The 20075-nt window shown below is 72.9% G+C and carries 16 protein-coding genes; 5 read left to right on the forward strand and 11 right to left on the reverse strand.

Annotated elements, in window-relative coordinates:
* Positions 1-119: 119 nt before the first annotated feature.
* The gene (locus ACZ5PB_RS13990; protein ID WP_468690809.1) at positions 120-599 is read right to left on the reverse strand and encodes a hypothetical protein; all 480 of its coding nucleotides are present in this window, start codon (positions 597-599) and stop codon (positions 120-122) included.
* Between the two features lie 444 nt (positions 600-1043).
* On the opposite strand from ACZ5PB_RS13990, the gene ACZ5PB_RS13995 reads away from it, so the two are divergent.
* On the forward strand, positions 1044-1703 hold the full coding sequence (locus ACZ5PB_RS13995) for a class F sortase (protein WP_468690811.1): 660 nt from the start codon (positions 1044-1046) through the stop codon (positions 1701-1703).
* A 25-nt stretch (positions 1704-1728) separates the two neighbouring features.
* Here the strand turns inward: ACZ5PB_RS13995 and ACZ5PB_RS14000 are convergent, their stop codons facing one another.
* Entirely contained in the window at positions 1729-2568 is an 840-nt protein-coding gene (locus tag ACZ5PB_RS14000; protein WP_468690813.1) for a polysaccharide deacetylase family protein, read from the reverse strand.
* Positions 2569-2658: 90 nt separating this feature from the next.
* The gene (gene lysX, locus ACZ5PB_RS14005; protein WP_468690815.1) at positions 2659-5958 is read right to left on the reverse strand and encodes a bifunctional lysylphosphatidylglycerol synthetase/lysine--tRNA ligase LysX; all 3300 of its coding nucleotides are present in this window, start codon (positions 5956-5958) and stop codon (positions 2659-2661) included.
* 143 nt (positions 5959-6101) lie between these two features.
* Between lysX and ACZ5PB_RS14010 the strand changes: the two genes are divergently transcribed.
* Entirely contained in the window at positions 6102-6572 is a 471-nt protein-coding gene (locus ACZ5PB_RS14010; RefSeq protein WP_468690818.1) for a universal stress protein, read from the forward strand.
* Between the two features lie 12 nt (positions 6573-6584).
* Here ACZ5PB_RS14010 and ACZ5PB_RS14015 read toward each other — a convergent pair whose 3' ends face one another.
* Entirely contained in the window at positions 6585-7793 is a 1209-nt protein-coding gene (locus tag ACZ5PB_RS14015) for a CapA family protein (RefSeq protein WP_468690821.1), read from the reverse strand.
* A gap of 414 nt (positions 7794-8207) precedes the next feature.
* Here ACZ5PB_RS14015 and ACZ5PB_RS14020 point away from each other — a divergent pair, with 414 nt between their 5' ends.
* Together ACZ5PB_RS14020 and ACZ5PB_RS14025 are read left to right on the forward strand one after the other, a co-directional pair.
* The gene (locus ACZ5PB_RS14020; RefSeq protein WP_468690823.1) at positions 8208-8759 is read left to right on the forward strand and encodes a sigma-70 family RNA polymerase sigma factor; all 552 of its coding nucleotides are present in this window, start codon (positions 8208-8210) and stop codon (positions 8757-8759) included.
* 306 nt (positions 8760-9065) lie between these two features.
* Positions 9066-9533 carry a hypothetical protein gene (locus ACZ5PB_RS14025; protein ID WP_468690910.1) on the forward strand — a complete coding sequence of 156 codons (468 nt, stop codon included), beginning with the start codon at positions 9066-9068 and terminating at the stop codon, positions 9531-9533.
* Positions 9534-9570: 37 nt separating this feature from the next.
* Here ACZ5PB_RS14025 and ACZ5PB_RS14030 read toward each other — a convergent pair whose 3' ends face one another.
* The 7 genes from ACZ5PB_RS14030 to ACZ5PB_RS14060 form a co-directional block, all read right to left on the reverse strand.
* The gene (locus tag ACZ5PB_RS14030; protein ID WP_468690824.1) at positions 9571-10785 is read right to left on the reverse strand and encodes a sensor histidine kinase; all 1215 of its coding nucleotides are present in this window, start codon (positions 10783-10785) and stop codon (positions 9571-9573) included.
* A complete protein-coding gene (locus tag ACZ5PB_RS14035) occupies positions 10782-12512 on the reverse strand; it encodes a sodium/solute symporter (protein ID WP_468690826.1) in 1731 nt (576 codons plus the stop codon). The genes ACZ5PB_RS14030 and ACZ5PB_RS14035 overlap by 4 nt, the downstream gene beginning before the upstream one ends.
* Before the next feature lie 10 nt (positions 12513-12522).
* Positions 12523-12924: a hypothetical protein gene (locus ACZ5PB_RS14040; RefSeq protein ID WP_468690827.1), complete on the reverse strand. Its 402-nt coding sequence runs from the start codon at positions 12922-12924 to the stop codon at positions 12523-12525.
* A gap of 102 nt (positions 12925-13026) precedes the next feature.
* Positions 13027-13287: a hypothetical protein gene (locus ACZ5PB_RS14045; protein WP_468690829.1), complete on the reverse strand. Its 261-nt coding sequence runs from the start codon at positions 13285-13287 to the stop codon at positions 13027-13029.
* A 108-nt stretch (positions 13288-13395) separates the two neighbouring features.
* On the reverse strand, positions 13396-14262 hold the full coding sequence (locus ACZ5PB_RS14050; RefSeq protein WP_468690830.1) for a LytR/AlgR family response regulator transcription factor: 867 nt from the start codon (positions 14260-14262) through the stop codon (positions 13396-13398).
* A 150-nt stretch (positions 14263-14412) separates the two neighbouring features.
* On the reverse strand, positions 14413-15774 hold the full coding sequence (locus ACZ5PB_RS14055) for a wax ester/triacylglycerol synthase family O-acyltransferase (RefSeq protein ID WP_468690832.1): 1362 nt from the start codon (positions 15772-15774) through the stop codon (positions 14413-14415).
* 87 nt (positions 15775-15861) lie between these two features.
* Positions 15862-17853 (reverse strand): SpoIIE family protein phosphatase, encoded by a 1992-nt coding sequence (locus ACZ5PB_RS14060; RefSeq protein WP_468690911.1) that lies wholly within the window; start codon positions 17851-17853, stop codon positions 15862-15864.
* 336 nt (positions 17854-18189) lie between these two features.
* Here ACZ5PB_RS14060 and ACZ5PB_RS14065 point away from each other — a divergent pair, with 336 nt between their 5' ends.
* Entirely contained in the window at positions 18190-19617 is a 1428-nt protein-coding gene (locus ACZ5PB_RS14065; RefSeq protein WP_468690834.1) for an amidase, read from the forward strand.
* Positions 19618-20075 lie beyond the last annotated feature (458 nt).

Here is a 20075-nt window from a genome sequence, read left to right on the forward strand (position 1 = left end):
CTCTCACGCCGCCCCCCCCCCCCACTGCGCACACACCCCACCCCCCACTCTGCCTTCCCGCTTCTCCGGCCCCCTCCCTCCCCCCCACCGGCGTATCACCCCGAGAAGAGAAGGGCCCCTCAGACCTTGTTGCTCGCCGCGTTCCTGCGGCGGGCCACGAAGATCGCACCGCCGAGCGCCGCCGAGGCGACCAGTCCGGCGCCGACCGCCACGTCCGTGTCGCTCGGGCCCACCGAGCCGCCGAGACCGCCGTGCGCACCGCGCCCGGCGAGCACGGTGAACTGGTGGGTGGCCACCATCGCGTTGTCGTTGCACTTCACGGCGAGGTTGTAGTGGCCGGGGGTGGCATGGTCATTGATCCGGGCCGACGCATACCCCTTGGCACCCGCCGACAGGCTGGCCTGCGGGAAGGCGTTGGACGTCACCGTTCCGCCGTGGCCGCAGCCGGTCGCCGCGACCGAGATCGTGCTGCCCTGGTGGACCGAGTAGGGGTTGACCGTGACATCGCTCGGTCCGTTGGTGGCGGCGGCCGTGGGGGCGGTGAGTCCGACCGCGGCGCAGGCGAGGGCGGTCGCCGCACAGGCGCGTGAAGCACGCATCGTAGAACCTCCATCGGAAGACGCTCCGGGGCGGTGCCCCGGGAAATTCGACGAGTACGCCTCCCATGACGAACCCTCACTTGGCCCTGCACATACCGCATTTCACACTGAGCCGGACCGGTGACGGGACATGCCGTTCCGGTGCCCCCGGATCTGACGGACCCGCAGGTCACGGGGTTTCCGAGGGACCTGTCAAGATTTTGGGCGACCTTGACGCGGATGGGTCACGGGGTGCCCTCGACGGGCCCCCGACGGCTTCTGAGTGAGCGTCAGACCCCGATCGCCGTTCCACACTCACGATTCTGATTTGGCATCAGAAATCAGCTCCGCCACCCGTTCGCACTCCGTGCCTCGCCGCCGTATCGCCTCGCGCTTAGCGTCCGTAGAGGACGGGTGGCACCCGGGGACGACGACCGGGCGGGACGCGACGAAGGGAGCAGCAACATGGGGCAGGAATGGCGCGGGGCGCACCCGAGGAAGCGTGCGCCGTGGGGGGCCCTGGCGCTGGCGATGCTCACCGGGCTCGCCCTGATGCGCAACGGCACCGACGTCGGCTTCGGTCCCCCGCAGCCCGCGGCGGCGGCCGCGCGGGACAACGGTTCTGACGGGTCGTCGGCGGGACGGCGACAGGCCGGGGCCGCCGCCCTGCCGTACGCGCCGGCCGCCCGGATCCGTATCCCCTCGGTGAAGGTCGACGCCCCGATGGTGGACGTCGGGCTCGACCAGGAGGGCTGGATCGAGGCGCCTCCCCCGCAGGACGCCAACCTCGCGGGCTGGTACCAGAACGGCATCGCCCCCGGTCAGAACGGCACCTCCGTCATCGTCGGCCACGTCGACAACTCCACGGGTCCTGCGGTCTTCTACGGGCTCGGCTCGGCGAAGAAGGGCCAGCGCGTGGAGGTGGACCGCTTCGACGGGCGCACCGCGGTCTTCGAGGTGTACGGGGTGGAGGTGTACGCCAAGGAGGACTTCCCCGGCGCCCGGGTGTACGGCGACTCCGGGCGGCCCGAGCTGCGGGTGATCACCTGCGGCGGCGGCTACTCCAAGGACAGCGGCTACGCGGGCAACGTGGTCGTCTACGCCCGTCTGGTGGCCACCCGCTGAGGTCCGGGCGGCCACCGGCGGCGGCTCAGACGTGCGGGACGGTGATCCGGTAGCCCTCGTCGAGGAGTTCGGGGAGGTACGTGCGCAGGGCGCGGACGCTCTGGGTGCGGTTGCCGCCCGCGTCGTGCGAGAGGACGACGACGCCGGGGCCCGCTCCGGCCCGGACCCGGCCGATGATGGTGGAGGTGCCGGGTTCGGTCCAGTCGAGGGTGTCGACGGTCCAGCCGAGGGGTTCCATGCCGAGGTCGGCGCCGATCTCGAAGGAGGCGCGGTTCCAGGCGCCGTACGGGGCCCGGTACCAGCGGGGCGGCTCGCCCACCGCCCTCTCGATCACCTCGCAGGTGGAGCCGAGCTGGTCGCGGATGCGGGAGCGGGACAGCTTGGGGACGAGCGGGTGCGACCAGGAGTGGTTGCCGATGACGTGCCCGTCGTCGGCCATCTCGCGCAGCAGGTCCTGGTTGTCGACGGCCATCTCGCCGCAGACGAAGAACATCGCGCGCACCCCGTGCCGGCGCAGCGTCCTGAGGATGTCCGGGGTGTAGCGGGGGTCGGGGCCGTCGTCGAAGGTGAGGACCATGGTGCGGCCGGGGGCGTCCATCCGCAGGAAGGGCTTGCGGCGCACCGGCGGGCGCGCGGGCTTGAGTTCCGGCGGTGCGTACGCGGTCATCGGGCGCAGCCGGTACGCGGACGGCTTGAGCGGTACCGGGGCCCGGGGCGGACCGGCGGCGGGCCGGGGCTGCGCCGGGGAGTCCGGGGTCAGGGCCGGATCCGCGGTCAGCACGTGCACGGTGGCCGCGGCCCCGACGCAGGCGGCGAAGCGGAGGAGTCCCCGGCGGCCCAGGATCGACTGCTGATCTTCTTTCATGATGAATGCCTCGCACGCCGTGACGTGCGAGGCATTCATCCACTCCGGGTGCGGCCCGCGATTGCACCCGTTGGCACTACCTTTCGGACCTCAGCGGCGTACCAGCGGGAACGGCAGGGTCTCGCGGATCGTGCGGCCGGTGAGGAACATGACCAGGCGGTCCACGCCGATGCCGAGGCCGCCGGTGGGCGGCATCGCGTACTCCAGGGCGTCGAGGAAGTCCTCGTCGACCTCCATGGCCTCCGGGTCACCCCCGGCCGCGAGCAGCGACTGGGCCATCAGACGGCGGCGCTGCTCGACCGGGTCGGTCAACTCCGAGTAGGCGGTGCCCAGTTCGGTACCGAAGGCGACCAGGTCCCAGCGCTCCGCGAGGCGCGGGTCCTTGCGGTGCTGGCGGGTGAGCGGGGAGACGTCGGTGGGGAAGTCCTTGTAGAAGGTGGGCAGTGTGGTGCGCTCCTCGACGAGGCGTTCGTACATCTCCAGGACGAGGTCGCCGCGGGTGTTCTCCGGGGTGTGCGGGACTCCCGAGCGGTCGCAGAGCCTGCGCAGCAGCGGCTCCTCGGTGTCGGCGTCGATCTCCTCGCCGAGGGCTTCGGAGACGGCTCCGTAGAGCGTCTTGACCGGCCAGATCCCGGAGATGTCGTGCTCGACGACCTTGCCGTCGGCGTCGGTCTTGCGGGCGATCGGAGCGCCGAAGGCGGCGGTGGCGGCGCCCTGGATGAGCTCGCGGGTGAGGTCGAGCATCACGTCGTAGTCGGCGTACGCCTGGTAGGCCTCCAGCATCGTGAACTCGGGGTTGTGCTTGTAGGAGACGCCTTCGTTGCGGAAGGTGCGGCCCATTTCGAAGACCTTCTCCATGCCGCCGACGCAGAGCCGCTTGAGGTAGAGCTCGGGGGCGATGCGCAGGTAGAGGTCGAGGTCGTAGGCGTTGATGTGGGTGGTGAAGGGGCGGGCGTTGGCGCCGCCGTGAATCTGCTGGAGCATCGGGGTCTCGACCTCCAGGTAGCCGCGTTCCAGCAGTCCCTGGCGCAGGCCCTGGACGACGGCGGAGCGCGAGCGGACGACCTCGCGGGCGTCCGGGCTGGCCACCAGGTCTACGTACCTGCGGCGCACCTTCGCCTCGGGGTCCGAGAGGCCCAGGCGCTTGTCGGGGAGCGGGCGCAGGCACTTGCCGGTGAGCTGCCAGGCGGTGACGAACAGGGTCAGTTCGCCGAGGTCGGTGGCGCCGATCTCGCCGGTGACCGACACCAGGTCGCCGAAGTCGACGTCGGCGGTGAAGCGGTCCAGGATGTCGCTGCCGGAGCCGTCCCGGGTGAAGGCGATCTGGAGGTCGCCCGACCAGTCGCGCAGGTCGGCGAAGACGACGCCGCCGAAGTCGCGGACGACCATGACGCGCCCGCTGACGGTGGCCTCGTCGCCGCTGCGGGAGCCGGGTGCCACCACCGGGTGGGCGGTGCGGATCGCGGCCAGGGTGTGGGTGGCCGCGGGGACACCGACGGGGTACGGGTCGGTGCCCTCGGCGCGCAGCCTGGCCAGCTTGCGGTGCCGGATGCGGATCTGCTCGGGCAGGTGCGCGGTGGGGTCGGCGTTCGCGTCGGCGGCCGGGGCGAGCAGGCCGAGCGCCTCGATGGAGGGCAGGCCCGCGGTGCTGGCCGGGTTGGTGAAGGTGCGGCGCGGGGTGTGTCCCCGGCCCCAGAGCTTGCGCAGGCTGGGTACGGCGACGAAGCCCTCGGCGATGCCGGAGGCGAGCGAGACCCGGGCGAGCGAGCCGGCGTCGCCGTAGCAGAGGAAGCGGGGGTACCAGGTGGGCTGGTACTTGACGTTGGAGCGGTAGAGCGCTTCGAGCTGCCACCACTTGGAGAAGAACAGCAGCAGCTTGCGCCACAGCCGCAGCACCGGTCCGGCGCCGATCCTGGCGCCCTCCTCGAAGGCGGAGCGGAACACCGCGAAGTTCAGGGAGATCCGGCGGATGCCCAGCTTGGGGACCTGGGCGCAGATCTCCGCGACCATGAACTCCATGACGCCGTTGGGTGCGCCCCGGTCGCGGCGCATCAGGTCCAGCGAGATGCCGTCCTTGCCCCAGGGGACGAAGGAGAGCAGGGCGATCAGCTTGCTGTCGGCGTCGAACGCCTCGACGAGGAGGCAGTCGCCGTCCTCGGGGTCGCCGAGCCGGTCGAGCGCCATGGAGAAGCCGCGTTCGGTCTCGGTGCCGCGCCAGGCGTCGGCGCGGTCGATGATCTGCTCCATCTCCGCGTCGGAGAGCGCGGAGTGGCGGCGGATGCGGGTGGTGGCGCCGGTGCGGCGGACCCGGTTGACGGCCTGGCGGGTGACGCGCATGTCACGGCCGTCGAGGTCGAAGGCCGCGACGTCGAGGATGGCTTCGTCGCCGAGCTGGATGGCGCTGAGTCCGGCGCGGGCGAAGGCGGTGGCGCCTTCCTCGGAGGCGCCCATGACGGCGGGTGCCCAGGCGTACCGCTTGGCCATGTCCAGCCAGGCCTCGATCGCCTGCGGCCAGGCTTCCTTGTCGCCGACCGGGTCGCCGGAGGCGAGGGACACGCCGGCCTCGACGCGGTAGGTGACGGCGGCCTTGCCGCTGGGGGCGAAGACGACGGCCTTGTCGCGGCGGGTGGCGAAGTAGCCGAGCGAGTCCTGGGCGCCGTACGCGCCGAGCAGCGCCCGGATGCGCGGTTCCTCGTCGCCGTGCAGGGAGGACTCCATGCGCTGCGAGCGGAAGAGGGTCGCGGCGGCGGCCAGCAGGGCGAGCGCGCCGAAGAGGCCGAAGAGGAAGTAGAGGAAGCGGGGGCCGTGGCCGTCGAACTCTCCGTACAGCACGCCGCCGAAGACCCGGACGATCACCCAGGGCAGCCGGTCGGCGGGCACCAGCGTGCCGGGGAACAGCGAGATCAGGCCCCAGCCGACGAGCACGGCCGCCACCAGGGACGCGACGAGCACGCCCAGCGCACGGCGGACGGCGCCGTGCCGGGAGGCCGCGTAGAACTCCTTGCGGGCGAGGATCAGCACCACCAGTGCGGCCAGGCACACCACCGTGGAGGCCAGTGCCTCCCAGTCCTCCAGGAAGATGTAGAGGACGTCGCCGACCAGCAGCAGGATCAGATAACCGACGACCAGCCACCACGCGACCTTCTTGCGCGCGCCGACGGCCGCGGCGAGCAGGAAGAAGAACACGGCGTACGCCAGGTTCGCGCTCACCGGGACGGTGAGGAATTCCAGCAGCTCGGTGAACGGCCGGACCAGTCTGCGCAGGGGCATGCTGATCGCGAGCAGGGCACAGTACAGGCCGAGCAGTCCGAAAAAGGCCGCGAACCCGTCGGGCACCCGACTGAGGAAGCGGTTGCGGGTGGTGGGAGTCTCCTCCACGCTGACACTCATGGGGGGCACTCTAGGGATCTCTGCGCCCCGACGCCTCCCGGGGTAGGGCCTTTCACCTGGTAGCGGACGGATTTCCGGCCGGTTCGGGGCACCTCGCGGCGCTGGTTTCCGGCCCGCGCGCCGCACGGGATAACCTCCGCTCTGTGACCGAACAGCCCGAACAGCAGCGCCACGCCTTCGAACGCGGTACCGACGGCCCCAAGGTGATCGTCGCCGGAATGGACGGTTCCGAGTCCTCGCTGCGCGCGGTCGCCTACGCGGCGGGGCTCGCCAGGCGGCAGAACGCGCTGCTGGCCCTGGTCTACGTACAGCCGCTGATTCCGACGGGTGCGGCCCTGGGTGCTCCGGTGGCCGGGACCACCGAGGAGGTCGCCGAGGACCTGATGCGGGAGATCCGGTCGTCGGCGGAGCGGGTGAAGGACATATTCCAGGTGCGCTGGGAATTCCACACCTTCCGGGGTGACCCGTACAACGGGCTGGTGACGGCGGCCGACCAGTTGACGGCGGACGCGGTGGTGGTGGGCGCGTCGGAGTCGGCCGGGCACCGGTTCGTGGGGTCGGTGGCGGTCCGGCTGGTGAAGGCGGGGCGGTGGCCGGTCACGGTCGTGCCGTAACCGGCCGGCCACTCAACGGCCCATCGTGAGGCCGTCCTTGGCCGCTCCCCGGCTGAGCACCACGCGCCGGATGCGGTCGCGCGTCTCGGGGTAGCCGGCTCCCGGTGCGCCGAGGTTGAGGACGCGGTTCGATCCGAGGTCGAAGAACTGCGGGACGAACTCGGCCTTGCGGACCTCCCAGCGCTTGCCCGGGGCGGCGGGCGGGGCGAAGGTGAAGCGGCCGATGGTGCTCATGTTGCCCCGGTCGTCCTGGGCGCCGGAGTGGTTGAACATGGTGCCCGCGATCTGGTCGCCCATCCCGTAGAGGATGTACGTGCCGTTGACCTTCTCGTAGGCCTGCGGGACGTGGGCATGGGTGCCCAGGATCAGGTCGATGTCCGGGCGTCCGGCGGTGGCCGACGCGGTGAGGGCGCGGCCGAGGGAGAGCTGTTTCGCGTCCGGCTCGTCCTGCCACTCCGTACCCCAGTGCAGGCTTACGACGACCACGTCCGCGCCTGCCTTCCGGGCGGCGCGGGCGTCGGCGACGATCTTCTTGCGGTCGATGAGGTTGACCGCCCAGGGCTGTCCTTCGGGCAGCGGGTAGCCGTTGGTGCCGTACGTGTAGGCGAGTTGGGCGACCTTGGCGGTGCCCGCCTTCAGGAGGGCGGGGCGGGCGGCCTCGCGGGCGGTGCGGGCCGAACCGGCGTGCGCGATGCCCGCCTTGTCGAAGGCGTCGAGGGTGCGGCGGATTCCGGCCCGGCCGTCGTCGAGGGTGTGGTTCGACGCGGTGGAGCAGGAGTCGTAGCCGGTGGCCCGGAGCCCGGCGGCGACCTGCGGCGGCGAGACGAACGCCGGGTAGCCGCTGAAGGGGCCGCCGGCCGGGCCGTAGACCGTCTCCATGTGGCAGATCGCCAGGTCGGCCTTGGTGATCACTGACTTCACGCCCGCGAGCATCGGCGCGAAGTCGTAGCCGTCGCCGTCCGCGTCGGTGCGGCCCTGCCGGATGATCGACTCGTGCGGCAGGACGTCACCGGTGGCGACCAGGGTGAAGCCGCGCTGCGCCGGGGCGGGGGCACCGGCCTGGGGCGAGCCCGCCTTGGGTGCGCCCTGGCCGCCGGTCACGGAACCGGCGGGGCGCGGGGGGTTGCCCGGTCCGGCCGAGCAGGCCGTGGCGGCGGCGAGCAGCAGGGCCGCCACGGCCGCCGCCCCGTACCTCTGCGGTGTCACAGTGCGCTTCGTCATCGGACCGGCTTCCCTCGTGGTGGAAATGTCTCGAACATGCGCCGGATATGCGCAAAGAGAATCCATCCGGGCAGGCCGGTGAAGTCAAGGACCTTTACCGCCAACTCGGGGCAATCCCGCCCCAACAGCCCCCACCGGGGGTTTGTGCACGTCGGGCCGCTGTCCGCCCGGCGGCGACCGCTCGCCGTGCCACCTGGCGACCGCCCGGCGACCACTCGGCGGACCGCTCGTCGTACCGCTCGTCGCGCTCGTCGACCGTTCGCCGCACGCACCGGCCGCCCGTTAGCACGCAGTGCGCGGCGGGGTCAGCGGAAGCGGGTACGGACGGTTATCTTCGCCCCTGAACTCGACCCGGCTGTGACCGCCGTCACTCACCGCCGGGAGCCGCCTCCCCCGCCCGAAGGAGCGTCAACGGTGACCACCTCCCTCCCGCTCGCCCCCCGCACCGACGAACGCGACCTGGCCGCACTCCAGGAGGAGCACGGCACCGCGCTCCTCGGCTTCCTGCTCGGCCTCACCCAGGGCGACCGGCAGCGGGCCGAGGACCTGGTCCAGGAGACCTTCGTCCGGGCCTGGCAGCACCCGGAGGCGCTGGCCAGCGACCACGACTCGATGCGCCCGTGGCTGTTCACGGTGGGCCGGCGGCTCGCGATCGACGCCCGGCGCGCGCGCCGGGCCCGGCCGAACGAGGTGGGCTCCGAGGTGCTCGCGCAGTCGGCGGCGCCGGACGACCTCGCCGAGCGCTCGGCCACCGAACTCGATGTGCGCGAGGCACTGCGGGCCCTGCGCACGGAGCACCGCGAGGTGCTGGTGCAGGTGTACTTCAGGGGGCGCTCGGTGGCGGAGGCGTCGTCGGAGCTGGGCATTCCGGAGGGAACCGTCAAATCCCGTACGTACTACGCGCTGCGGGCACTGCGCGGGGTGCTCCCGGGGTACGAGGAGGGGTTCGGCCGGGGTGCCGCCTGACGCGCGGGACGGAGCCGGCGGGTGGCCGAGGACGGTGCCTTGCCCGAGAGCGGGACGAGACCGCCCACGTCACACACGTACCGCCGGTACACCCCTTCCCCCCGCGCCACGGGGCAGGCGAGACTATTTCGAAAGCGCGGCGTCAAGTTCAGTAAAGATGCCCCGCCAAACCCCTCTCAGCGTGAAAGCTCTTCGCCTGGGGCCCCGGTCCGGAGTCCCGCCTACCGAAAGCACGACCGGAGAAGGTGGAATGCTGTGCTGCCCGAGAGCGCCAATGGCACCGGTGGAAGCAGTCTTGCCGTTCCGATGGCCTGGCTGTACGCCGAGTACATCGCCGACGAGCTGCTGCGCACGGGGCAGTTGATCCCGCCCGGCACGCTGGAGTTCCGCGCCGGAAGGGAGGCGCTCGCCCTGACCGTCTACCTGTCGGACTCGACGGACGAGCTGTCCGGGGTCGGGGTGATCTCCCAGCTCGACGAGTGGCTGTCGCTGACCGCGTACGGCCATCCGTGGGAGCGGTGGGTACGGGAGCGGTTCGCGGCCCGCGCCGACGCCGAGAGCCCCGACGTCCTGCTGGCGCGGGCGTCCTGGAAGTGGCTGGAGTCGACGGAGCTGCTGGCCACGGACCTGGGCGGGACGGGCGTGGAGGGCGAGGAGGCCGTGGACCCCGACCTGCTGGACGGGGTGGACCGGGTGGACGAGAGCGCCCGGGTGTGGCTTCCGGCGTGGCAGCTGGGGCTGCCGCTGGGGCACCTCTCCGTGCACCTCTTCTGAATTGCCGCAGCGGGTCTCTCAGCCGTTGGCGGGCCCCTCAGCCGGCGGCGGGCGGTGAACTGTGCACGCCCGCACGGTACTTGGGCAGCCGTACGGTGATCTTCATTCCGGCGCCGACGCCCGTCTCGATGACCAGACCGTGATCGTCGCCGTACACCTGGCGCAGCCGCTCGTCCACGTTGGACAGTCCGATGCCCGCCGTGGCGGCGGGCTCCTGTCCGGCGAGGATGCGGCGCAGCCGGTCCGGGTCCATGCCGACGCCGTCGTCCTCGATGGTGACGATCGCCTCGGCGCCCGCGTCCTGGGCGGCGAGGGTGATGCGACAGTCCTCGCGGGAGTCCTCCAGGCCGTGCTTGACGGCGTTCTCGACGAGGGGCTGCAGGCAGAGGAAGGGCAGGGCGACGGGCAGTACCTCGGGGGCGATCTGGAGGGTCACCTTGAGGCGGTCGCCGAAGCGGGCCCCGGCCAGCGCCAAGTACTGTTCGATGCAGCGGAGTTCGTCGGCGAGCTGGGTGAAGTCGCCGTGTCTGCGGAACGAGTAGCGGGTGAAGTCGGCGAATTCCAGCAGGAGTTCGCGGGCCCGTTCGGGGTCGGTGCGGACGAACGAGGCGATCGCGGCGAGCGAGTTGAAGATGAAGTGCGGGGAGATCTGGGCGCGCAGGGCACGGATCTCGGCCTCGACGATACGGGTGCGGGAGCGGTCCAGCTCCGCGAGCTCCAGCTGTACGGAGACCCAGCGGGCGACCTCGGTGGCTGCCCTGACCAGCACGGCCGACTCGCGCGAACCGTAGGCGACGAGCGCGCCGAGCACCCCGTCCTCGTCGGTGAGCGGGGCGATCACCGCCCACCGCAGCGGACACGACGGGTCGTCGCACGAGGTGTGGACACTCAGACTGCGGCCCGATTCGAGCATCTCGGTCACCTTGAGCATCACCTTCTCCTGGTGGTGCCCGGCGCCGGGCCCGTCCCAGGCCAGGACGGCGGTGCGGCTGGTGAGACAGAGCGTCTCGGTGCCGAGCAGGGTGCGCAGGCGGCGGGCGGCCTTGCGGGCGGTGTCCTGGTTGAGTCCGGCGCGCAGCGGGGGCGCGGCGAGGGAGGCGGTGTGCAGGGTGTGGAAGGTGGCCCGCTCCACCGGCGTACCGAGGTCGAGGTTCTTTCCGTCGCGGCGGGCGCTGAGCCGGCCGAGAGCAGTGCCCGCAGCGAGGAGCAGTGCTCCGGTCGCCGCGAGAACAGCGATCTCCAATGCGGTCACCGCTCTTGCTCCTTGAGGGGCATCGTCAGTTCCTCCGGCAGGTGCAGCCGGGCGAGGAGGGCCGCGGTGCCCGCCGGTATCCGGTCCCGGGTGGCGAGCGAGACGAGCACCATGGTCAGGAAGCCAAGCGGTACGGACCACACGGCGGGCCAGGCCAGCAGCGTGTGCGCCCACCCCGACACCGGCAGCCCGGCCCGGGTCGCCATGACCGCCGTCAGCGCCGCCCCTCCCCCGACGACCAGCCCGGCCACCGCCCCCGGCGGGGTCAGCCCCCGCCACCAGATCCCCAGCACCAGCAGGGGGCAGAACGACGAGGCGGACACCGCGAAGGCCAGCCCGACCGCGTCCGCGACCGGCACGGTGGCGGCGAGCACGCTGACCCCGAGCGGTACGGCGATGGCGAGGAGCGTGGCGAGCCTGAAGTGCCGTACCCCGCGCGAGGGAAGCACGTCCTGGGTGAGCACCCCGGCGACCGCCATGGTCACCCCGGAGGCGGTCGACAGGAACGCGGCGAACGCCCCGCCCGCGAGCAGCGCCCCCAGCAGATCGCCGCCGACCCCGCCGATCAGCCGCTCGGGCAGCACGAGCACGGCCGCGTCCGCGTGCCCGGTGAGAGCCAGTTCGGGGGCGTAGATCCGGCCGAGCGCCCCGTACACGGGCGGCAGCAGATAGAAGGCACCGATGAGGCCGAGGACGACGAGGGTGGTGCGCCGGGCGGCGGTGCCGTTGGGGCTGGTGTAGAAGCGGACGGCGACGTGCGGGAGTCCCATGGTGCCGAGGAAGGTGGCGAGGATCAGGCCGTACGTGGCGTAGAGCGGGTGCTCCTCGCGGCTGTCGGCGAGCGGCTCGGACCAGGTGGAGGCCCCGGCGGCCCGGGGGTCGTGCTGTTCGGGGACCTCGGCACCGGCCGGGAAGCGCAGGGTGGTGCCGCCCGCGACGCGGTGGGTGCCCGCCGCCAGGGCGAGTTCGCGGCCGTGGTGGGTCCGCCCGTCGACGGTGCCGGTGACGGCCAGGGTGAGTGGCCCGTCGAGGTCGATGCGTACGGTGTCCTGGAAGGTGACGGCCGTGTGCTCGCGGAAGGTCGCGGGGGCGTCGAACCGGGCGCGCGGGGCGTCGTCCCCGAACCAGGCGCCGAGCAGGAAGAGCGCGGGCACCAGCAGCGCGGTCAGCTTCAGCCAGTACTGGAAGGCCTGTACGAAGGTGATGCTGCGCATGCCCCCGGCCGCGACGGCCCCGGTGACGACCACCGCCACCACCAGCGCGCCGACCCAGGCGGGCGCCCCGGTCAGGATCTCCAGGGTCAGCCCGGCGCCCTGGAGTTGGGGCAGCAGGTAGAGCCACCCGATCCCGACGACGAAGAGGCTCGCGAGGCGCCGCACCTGCACGGATTCCAGCCGGGCCTCGGCGAAGTCGGAGAGCGTGTACGCCCCGGACCGGCGCAGCGGGGCGGCCACCAGGAGCAGCAGCACCAGATAGCCGGCGGTGTACCCGACCGGGTACCAGAGCATCTCGGGCCCCTGGACCAGGACCAGGCCCGCGACGCCGAGGAACGAGGCGGCGGAGAGGTACTCGCCGCTGATCGCGGCGGCGTTGAGCCGGGGCCCGACCGTGCGAGAGGCCACGTAGAAGTCGGAGGTGGTACGGGATATCCGCAGGCCGAGCGCCCCGATGAGGAGGGTGACCAGGACGACGACGGTGACGGCCGCGACGGCGTAGAGGTGGTTCATGGACGTGCCGTCAGCGGCCTTCCACGAGGCCGCGGAAGTCGCGCTCGTTGCGCTCGGCACGCCGCACGTACCACCGGGCGATCAGCCACATCACGGGGTAGACGACGACCCCCAGCACCACCCACAGGTACGGCCCCGGCGCGGGCAGCCCACCGGTGAGCACCCTGGGCAGCATGAACAGCAGCGGCAGCGCCCCCACCAGCAGGGCGAGCGCCCCGAGCCCGAGGAGCGCGGTGCGCAGCTGGCTGCGCATCAGGGAGCGGACGTAGGTGGTGCCGAGGGTGGTCTGCTCGCTGATCTCGGAGCGGGCGGGCGCGTACCCGGGGGCCCGGGACCCGCGCGCACCGCCGCCACGGCCCTGACGGGGCACGCCGGTCACGGTCTCGCGGCGGGGGCGCGGGGCTGCGGACATGGCGGGGTGCTCCGGGGTGTGCTGATACGTACGGAGGCTGGAGTCTACGCAGCGCGGCCGGTCCGAAGATAGGCCCAGGTCGGGGCGGGGGCCGGGGCCGGGTCAGCGGCGGACGGTGTCTTCCAGCGCGATCTCCAGCTCCACGTAGGACTCCTCGGCCCGCCGGAAGGCGACCTCCAGCGCGGCGGCGGCGCGCGGGGTGGCGAAGGGCTGGGCGGATTCCTGGACCTCGTAGAGCACGTCGGCCCAGCGGGCGGCGGCGCTCTTGACCCGCTGGAGCAGCTCGTCGAGCTCGTGCGGGGCGGAGGGATGGATTCCGGGCAGTGCGCGGAGCTCCGCCAGCAGCGCTTCCACTTCTGACATCCGGTCAGCGTAGGTCCCCGGGAGGCCCGGCGCGGGGCGGCCCGGCGACCGGTCGCCCTGCGGCGGCCGTACGTCGGCGAACGGTGGGCGGGGTGCGACGGGCGGTGCTCAGCGCCGGCCCGCCTGACGCATCAGCAGGTCGCGGAGCTCGCGTGCGTGACGGCGGCTGACCACGAGTTCCGCGTCGGCGACCCGGACCGTCGTGGTGCCCGCGTCGAGGCGGAGCTCCTCGATGCGGTGGAGGGCGACGAGGTGGCGCCGGTGTATGCGTACGAAGCCCCGGGAGGCCCAGCGTTCCTCCAGGGTGGAGAGGGGGATGCGGACGAGGTGGCCGGTGCTGCCGCCCGGGCCGGGGGTGGCGGTGTGCAGGCGGGCGTAGTCGCCGTGGGCCTCGACGTAGGCGATGTCGGCGATGGGCACGAAGCGGGTGATGCCGCCGAGCTCGACGGGGATCTGGTCCTGGGCGGAGGGGGTGGCGGGGGAGGCAGGAGTCGCCTGGTGTGCCGTCGATCCGGGCCCCGCTCCGGGCCCCGCTCCGGGCGCCGGGCCCGTCGTCAGGGCGGGCGGCACCTCCCGTGCCCCGGCGGCAACCCCTTCGGCCACCCGCCGGACCGCTTCGGCGAGCCGTTCGCGGCGGACCGGCTTGAGGACGTAGTCGACGGCCTTCAGGTCGAACGCCTGCACCGCGAAGCCCTCGTGGGCCGTGACGAAGACGATGAGCGGCGGGCGGGCGAACCCGGCCAGCAGCCGGGCGACGTCGAGCCCGGTGAGTCCCGCCATGTGGATGTCGAGGAAGACGACGTCGATGGCGTCGTCGCCGTCGGGGCCCGAGTCCAGGGCCCGGTTGATCCTGAGCAGGGCCTCGGTGGCGTCGGTGGCGCCTTCGGCGCTCCGGACTCGGGGGTCGGCGCGCAGGAGGTAGAGGAGTTCCTCCAGGGCGGGCTTTTCGTCGTCGACGGCGAGGGCGCGGAGCATGGGGACACGTTACGGGGAGGGGCGGGGTGCCGGTGCGGCCCGGTCCCGTACGGGCGGGCGCGGCTGGGCAGGAGGCGGGGCGGGCGCACGTGGCCGCGCCCGCACGCCACCTTCCTCAGCCCTCCACCGCCCCTCAGCCCTCCACCTTCCTCAGCCCTCCACCGCTCCCACCAGCATCCGCATCTCCTCCCCCACCGCCCCCGCCAGTCCCTCCGCGTCCGGTACGGCCTTCGCGTCGGCGACCAGGCCGACGTTCACCCGACCTCCGTACGTCGACAGGGCGATGGCCAGGGACTGGCCCCTGGCCAGCGGTGCCATCGGATAGATCGCGCGCAGTGGCCGTCCGCCGAGCGAGAGGGCCGTGCGCGGCAGCGGCACGCTGGTGACCAGGATGTCGAACAGCGCCCGGGCCGCCCCGCCCGCCAACGGCGCACCCCATTTGCTGGCGAAGGCGGGCAGCTGGTCCGCGAGGAGGGCCACCGCTCCGGCGCCGCGGTGCGGCCCCGCCGCCTTGTTGCGGGCCATGGCGTCGCGCACGGCGGCCACCCTCGCCCCCGGGTCCGGCTCGGAGACGGGCAGGTCGAGCAGGTAGGCGGACAGCCGGTTGCCGTGGCCGGTGCCCGTACGGCCCGGCCGTCGGCGGGAGACCGGAACCAGGGCCCGGGGGTCGCCGGTCACCGGGTCGTCCCGGTCGGCGGTCCAGCGGCGCAGCGCGCCCGCGACCACCGCGAGGAGGACGTCGTTGGCGGTGCCGCCGCAGGCCCGCCGGACCCGGTGGACGTCGTCCAGGTCGAGTACGGCCGTGGCCAGGCTGCGGGTCCCGCTGGAGTCCGCGCTCAGCGCGTCGGGGGTGCCGGCCAGCGGCAGCAGGGGCCGCAGCCGGCCGGCCCGTACCACCGAGGCGCCGATGCCCAGCACCTGGCCGACGTCGCCGAGCCGCTCCTTGGCGAGACCCACCGCCCGCCCCGGACCGCCCAGCCAGGAGGATCCGCCGCACTCGACGCCGTCCTTGGGTACGGCGGCCGGGCGCGTACCGGCGATCTGGTCGAAGATGCCCGCGCCGATCGCCACGGCCCGCATGCCGTCGGCCAGGGCGTGGTGGAGCTTGACCAGGACGGCGCACTCGCCGCCGCCGTCGGCACTCAGGACGTACATCTCCCAGGGCGGCAGCCCCCGGGCGAGCGGACGTTCCATCAGTTCCCCGGCGAGCAGGGTGGCTTCGGCGGCGAAGCCGTCGGCGGGGAGCAGGATGCGGCGCACGTGGCGCTGTACGTCGAAGTCCTCGGCGACCGCCCACTCGGAGCCGCCGAGGGGCAGCCACACCTTGCGTACGACGAGGTGGAGACGGGGAATCGCGGCGGCACGCCCGGCGAGCAGCCCGAGGAGCTCCTCCCCGTCGGGGGAACCCGGCCCGCCCCCGAAGAAGGCGAGCGCACCGAGGTGCATCGGATGCGCGGGGGATTCGAGGTGCCAGAACGCCAGGTCAAGCGGTGCCAGAAGCTCGGTGCTCAAGGAGCCCTCACGTCGTCGGTGGCCAGCAAAGGACGCAGTCAATCGCGAATGGTCGGTTACGGTCAAGTACATCCAGTGAGCGGACAGTTACCAACGCGGCGGGACGATGAACTCGCACCACAGCACTTTGCCCTGCCCTCTCGGCTCCACTCCCCACACGTCCGCGAGCCGGTCCACCAGCAGCAGCCCCCGCCCGGACACCTCTCCTTCCCCCGCCTCCCGGCGGCGCGGCAGGGCGCTGGAGGTGTCCGCGACCTCGACGCGCAGCCGGCGCTGGGGCACGGTCAGCATCCGTACGGTGAGGACGGCACCCCCGTCGGTGTGCATGAGCGCGTTCACCATCAGCTCGTCCGCGGCGAGTTCGATCTCGTCGGCGCGGCTCTGGGCACCCCAGGCCCGTACCGCCGCGCGGATCATGTGCCGGGCCTCGGCCAGCGCCTCCGGGTCGCCCGGGGCGACGTGCTGCTGGAGGCGGCGGCCCACGCGGGGCGCGTCGGCGGTGGCGCGGCGGCGCAGGAGCAGCAGGGCCACGTCGTCCTCGCCGCCGCGTTCGTCGACGGTCGCGCAGAGCCGGTCGGCCAGCTGCTGCAGGTCCCGGGGGGCGTCACGGACCAGGTCGACGAGTGCGCGCAGCCCTTCGCCGAGGTCGCTGCCCGGCTGCTCGATCAACCCGTCGGTGTAGAGGAGCAGGGTCTGTCCCGGCTCCAACTCGGCTGTGCTGACCGGGTATTCGAGCTCGCCGAACTCGGCGGACAGGCCGAGCGGCAGCCCGCCCTCGACGGGCACCCGGCGGCAGCTGCCGTCGTCGAGCCGTACGAGTGGCTCCATGTGCCCGGCGCGTACCAGCTGGACGACTCCGGTGGTCAGTTCGATCTCGGCGTACGTGCAGGTGGCGAAGCGGTCGGTGTCGAGTTCGTGCAGGAAGACGGAGGCCCGGGCCATCACGGTCGCGGGCGCGTGTCCTTCGGCCGCGTACGCCCGCAGGACGATCCGCAGCTGGCCCATCACGGCGGCGGCGTGCGTGTCGTGCCCCTGTACGTCGCCGATGACGGCGCCCACCCGGCCGCCGGGCAGCGGGATCACGTCGTACCAGTCGCCGCCCACGTCCTGCCCGTCGCGCGCCGAGCGGTAGCGGACGGCGATGTGCGCACCGGGTACGTCGGGGACCCGGCGCGGCAGCATGGCCTGCTGGAGGCCTTCCGCGAGGTCCTTCTCCTGCTCGTAGAGCATGGCCCGCTTGACGCTCTGGGCGACGCTGCTGCCGAGCGCGATGAGGAGGTTGCACTCGTCGCTGTCGAAGCCGACGCGCCCGCTGTAGAGAAACCCCAGGGCGCCGATCGGGCGGGCCTGCGCGATCAGCGGCAGATAGGCGGCCGAGGTGGTGCCGAACGTCCGCACGTGCTCCCAGAGGCGGGGGTACGAGGCGGCGAACTCCTCCGCCGACCCGATGAACCGGGGCCGCAGGGTCCGCACCACCTCGCTCATCGGGAACTCGGGGTCGTCGATCCGGGTGTACCGCGAACCGGGCATGAACAGCGGCCCCTCGGCGACCAGCCTGATCCGCCCCGCCTCCACCAGCCCCATCACCATCGACGACGACTCGAACCTGCCGAGGTCGTGGGTGTCCTGGAGGACGTCGATGACGTCCCGGACGGTACGGGCGAGCGCGAGCGCGGCGGTCGTCTGCGCGACGACGCCGGTGCCGCCCCGGCCGCCGCCCTCCTCCCGCTGCTCGCCGCGCGCGGCGAAGGCGCTGATCTCCTGGGTGGCGTCGCGGACCACCCCGATGATCCGGTACGGGCGTCCCGAGGCGTCGCGCCGGATGGAACCCTGGGTGTGGGTCCAGCGGAGCGTGCCGTCGGCGCGGCGGATCCGGAAGTAGGCACCGTACGAGGACTCGCCGCTCTTCAGCGCCTGCGAGACCATGGCGTCGAGGTGCTGGCCCTCGGCGGCGGTGACGCGGCGGGAGAGGGTGGTCGGGTCGCCGTCGAACTCCTCCGGCCGCAGGTCGAACACCTCCAGGGCGGAGGGGTCGAGATGGAGGTGGGACTGGGCGAGGTCCCAGTCGAAGATGCCCATCCGGTTGAGCGCGAGACCCGTCTCGGGACGGACGGGCCAGTCGTCGGCCGGTCCGTCCTGCGCACGTTCGGGCAGCTCAGCCACCGGCCGGGGTGGTGTCGGCCGGGGCGGCGGTGCGGTGACGCGTGGATGCCGGCACGCGACCCTCCCGTCCTCGTGCGCGCGTCTCGCGCGGCGCGTACAGCAACTCGTGTCCCTCCATGTGTGCCGCACATCGGGACGCTCCGCAACCGGACGGCACCACCGCACGCAACCTCTGCCCGCACCTCTGCCCCGCGCATCACGGGGCGCGACACCCCCTCGACGCCGCCACCCCCACCCGGCACAGTGACCCGCATGACGACCACCCCCACCCCCGCGTCCGCCTCCTCCTCGCTGCCCGACACCGCCGTCGCGCTCGCCACGGCCGTCCGCGCCAAGGACGTCACGCCCCGCGAGGCGGTCGCCGCCGCGCTGGCCCGGATCGACGCCCTCGACCCACGCGTCGGCGCCTTCCGCGTGGTCCGTACGGCACAGGCCCTGGCCGAGGCCGACGCACTGGCCGCGCGGGCCGACCTGGACCAACTCCCCCTCGCAGGCGTCCCGTTGGCAGTGAAGGACAATCTGGCGGTACAGGGCGAGTCCACCCGGATCGGGTCCGCGGCCACTTCCACCACCCCCGCGACCGCCGACCACGAGACCGTCGCCCGGCTCCGCGCCGCCGGTGCGATCGTCGTCGGGCTCACCCACGTCCCCGAACTGTGCGTCTTCGGTACGTCCGACTCGGTGCACGGCATCGCCCGCAACCCCTGGGACCTCTCCCGCACCGCGGGCGGCTCCTCCGGCGGCAGCGCTGCGGCGGTCGCGTCCGGGATGGTCCCGATAGCGCTCGGCAACGACGGCATGGGATCGCTTCGCATACCCGCCGCGAACTGCGGGGTGATCGGACTGAAACCGGGTTACGGCCGGGTGCCCGCGGGCATCGGCGACGGCGACTGGTACGGCATGTCGGAGAACGGCCCGCTGGCCACGACGGTGGAGGACGCCCGCCTGATGTTCGAGGTCCTGGCGGCCGAGGAACAGAACGACACCACAACCGCCACTCAACCGAGTCAGACCACTCAGACCACTCCCACCACCACACACCACCTCCGCATCGCCGCCTCCACCCGCTCCCCCCTCACCGGCGTCCCCATCACCCGCCCGTACGCCGACGCCGTCCGCGCCGCCACCCGCCTGCTGGTCGACGACGGCCACACGGTCCGGCACGACGACCCGCCGTACCCGCTCTCCCTGGCCACCACCTCACTGGCCCGCTGGACGGCCGGCACGGCGAAGGACGCGGCCGGGCTGGACCAGAAGCTGCTCGCCCCGCGCACCCGCCGCCACGCCGCCGCCGGACGCCTCTTCGCCCGGACGCCACTGCTGCGCACCGATCAGCGGGAGCTGCTGCGCGAGCGCCTCACCCCGTTCTTCGAGCGGTACGACGTCCTGGTCATGCCCGCACTGGCCCGGCGCGGTCCGGCTGCCGCGCCGTGGCACGAGCGCGGCTGGCTGCGCAACGTCGTGGTCAACACGGCCTACGCGCCCACGACTCCGCCGTGGAACCTGGCGGGCTGGCCCGCCCTCACGCTCCCCTTCGGCACCCTCCCCGGCTCCGCCGTGCCCTGTGCCGTACAGCTGGTGACCCGGCCCGGCGGCGAGCACCGGCTGCTGGCCCTGGCGGCGCGCATCGAGGCAGCGAAGCCGTGGGAACGAACTGCCGCACGACACCTGTTCAAGTAACTCTGCCTATTGCAGTTTCCGCTGCGTGAACCTCGTCGCGCATCCCGGGGGACCCCCGCACGCCACACCTTCCGCAGGAGGCGATCACCACCGCGCTCGCGGCCGAGCGGTTGGGGTACGCGGGGCTGTTCCTGCCGTGGCTGCGGGTCGGCTGCGTGCCGGTGTTCCTGCGGCAGATAGCGCAGGAGCGGGCGACGTACACGGTGGCACCGCCGGCCCTGCTGACGATGCTGCTGGCGAGGGAGGACCTCCTCGCGGGGTCCGCTGCGCGGGCATTTCCCCTCCCCGCCCCTTCCCGAAACTGGGGCTCCGCCCCGGACCCCGGCCCGTGCGGGCCAGTGGGTGGGCGGGCAGGTGGCGGGCCCGGCCACCGCCGGTGGTCATGTGCAGGTGCGAAGTGGCTGGCCGTGGGGGTTCCCCCGCCCCCGCCAGCCCTGGAGGCGACGGAAAACAGTGGA

The organism is Streptomyces sp. NPDC032721, assembly GCF_055579625.1.

Excerpts from the sequence above, each read along its gene's own strand:
- ACZ5PB_RS14065 (WP_468690834.1), top strand. The coding sequence starts at position 18,190 with ATGACGACCACCCCCACCCCCGCGTCCGCCTCCTCCTCGCTGCCCGAC.
- ACZ5PB_RS14015 (WP_468690821.1), bottom strand. The coding sequence starts at position 7,793 with ATGACGAAGCGCACTGTGACACCGCAGAGGTACGGGGCGGCGGCCGTG.
- ACZ5PB_RS14040 (WP_468690827.1), bottom strand. The coding sequence starts at position 12,924 with ATGTCCGCAGCCCCGCGCCCCCGCCGCGAGACCGTGACCGGCGTGCCC.
- lysX (WP_468690815.1), bottom strand. The coding sequence starts at position 5,958 with ATGAGTGTCAGCGTGGAGGAGACTCCCACCACCCGCAACCGCTTCCTC.
- ACZ5PB_RS13990 (WP_468690809.1), bottom strand. The coding sequence starts at position 599 with ATGCGTGCTTCACGCGCCTGTGCGGCGACCGCCCTCGCCTGCGCCGCG.
- ACZ5PB_RS14060 (WP_468690911.1), bottom strand. The coding sequence starts at position 17,853 with ATGGGCATCTTCGACTGGGACCTCGCCCAGTCCCACCTCCATCTCGAC.
- ACZ5PB_RS14000 (WP_468690813.1), bottom strand. The coding sequence starts at position 2,568 with ATGAAAGAAGATCAGCAGTCGATCCTGGGCCGCCGGGGACTCCTCCGC.
- ACZ5PB_RS13995 (WP_468690811.1), top strand. The coding sequence starts at position 1,044 with ATGGGGCAGGAATGGCGCGGGGCGCACCCGAGGAAGCGTGCGCCGTGG.
- ACZ5PB_RS14050 (WP_468690830.1), bottom strand. The coding sequence starts at position 14,262 with ATGCTCCGCGCCCTCGCCGTCGACGACGAAAAGCCCGCCCTGGAGGAA.
- ACZ5PB_RS14045 (WP_468690829.1), bottom strand. The coding sequence starts at position 13,287 with ATGTCAGAAGTGGAAGCGCTGCTGGCGGAGCTCCGCGCACTGCCCGGA.
- ACZ5PB_RS14035 (WP_468690826.1), bottom strand. The coding sequence starts at position 12,512 with ATGAACCACCTCTACGCCGTCGCGGCCGTCACCGTCGTCGTCCTGGTC.
- ACZ5PB_RS14025 (WP_468690910.1), top strand. The coding sequence starts at position 9,066 with ATGGCCTGGCTGTACGCCGAGTACATCGCCGACGAGCTGCTGCGCACG.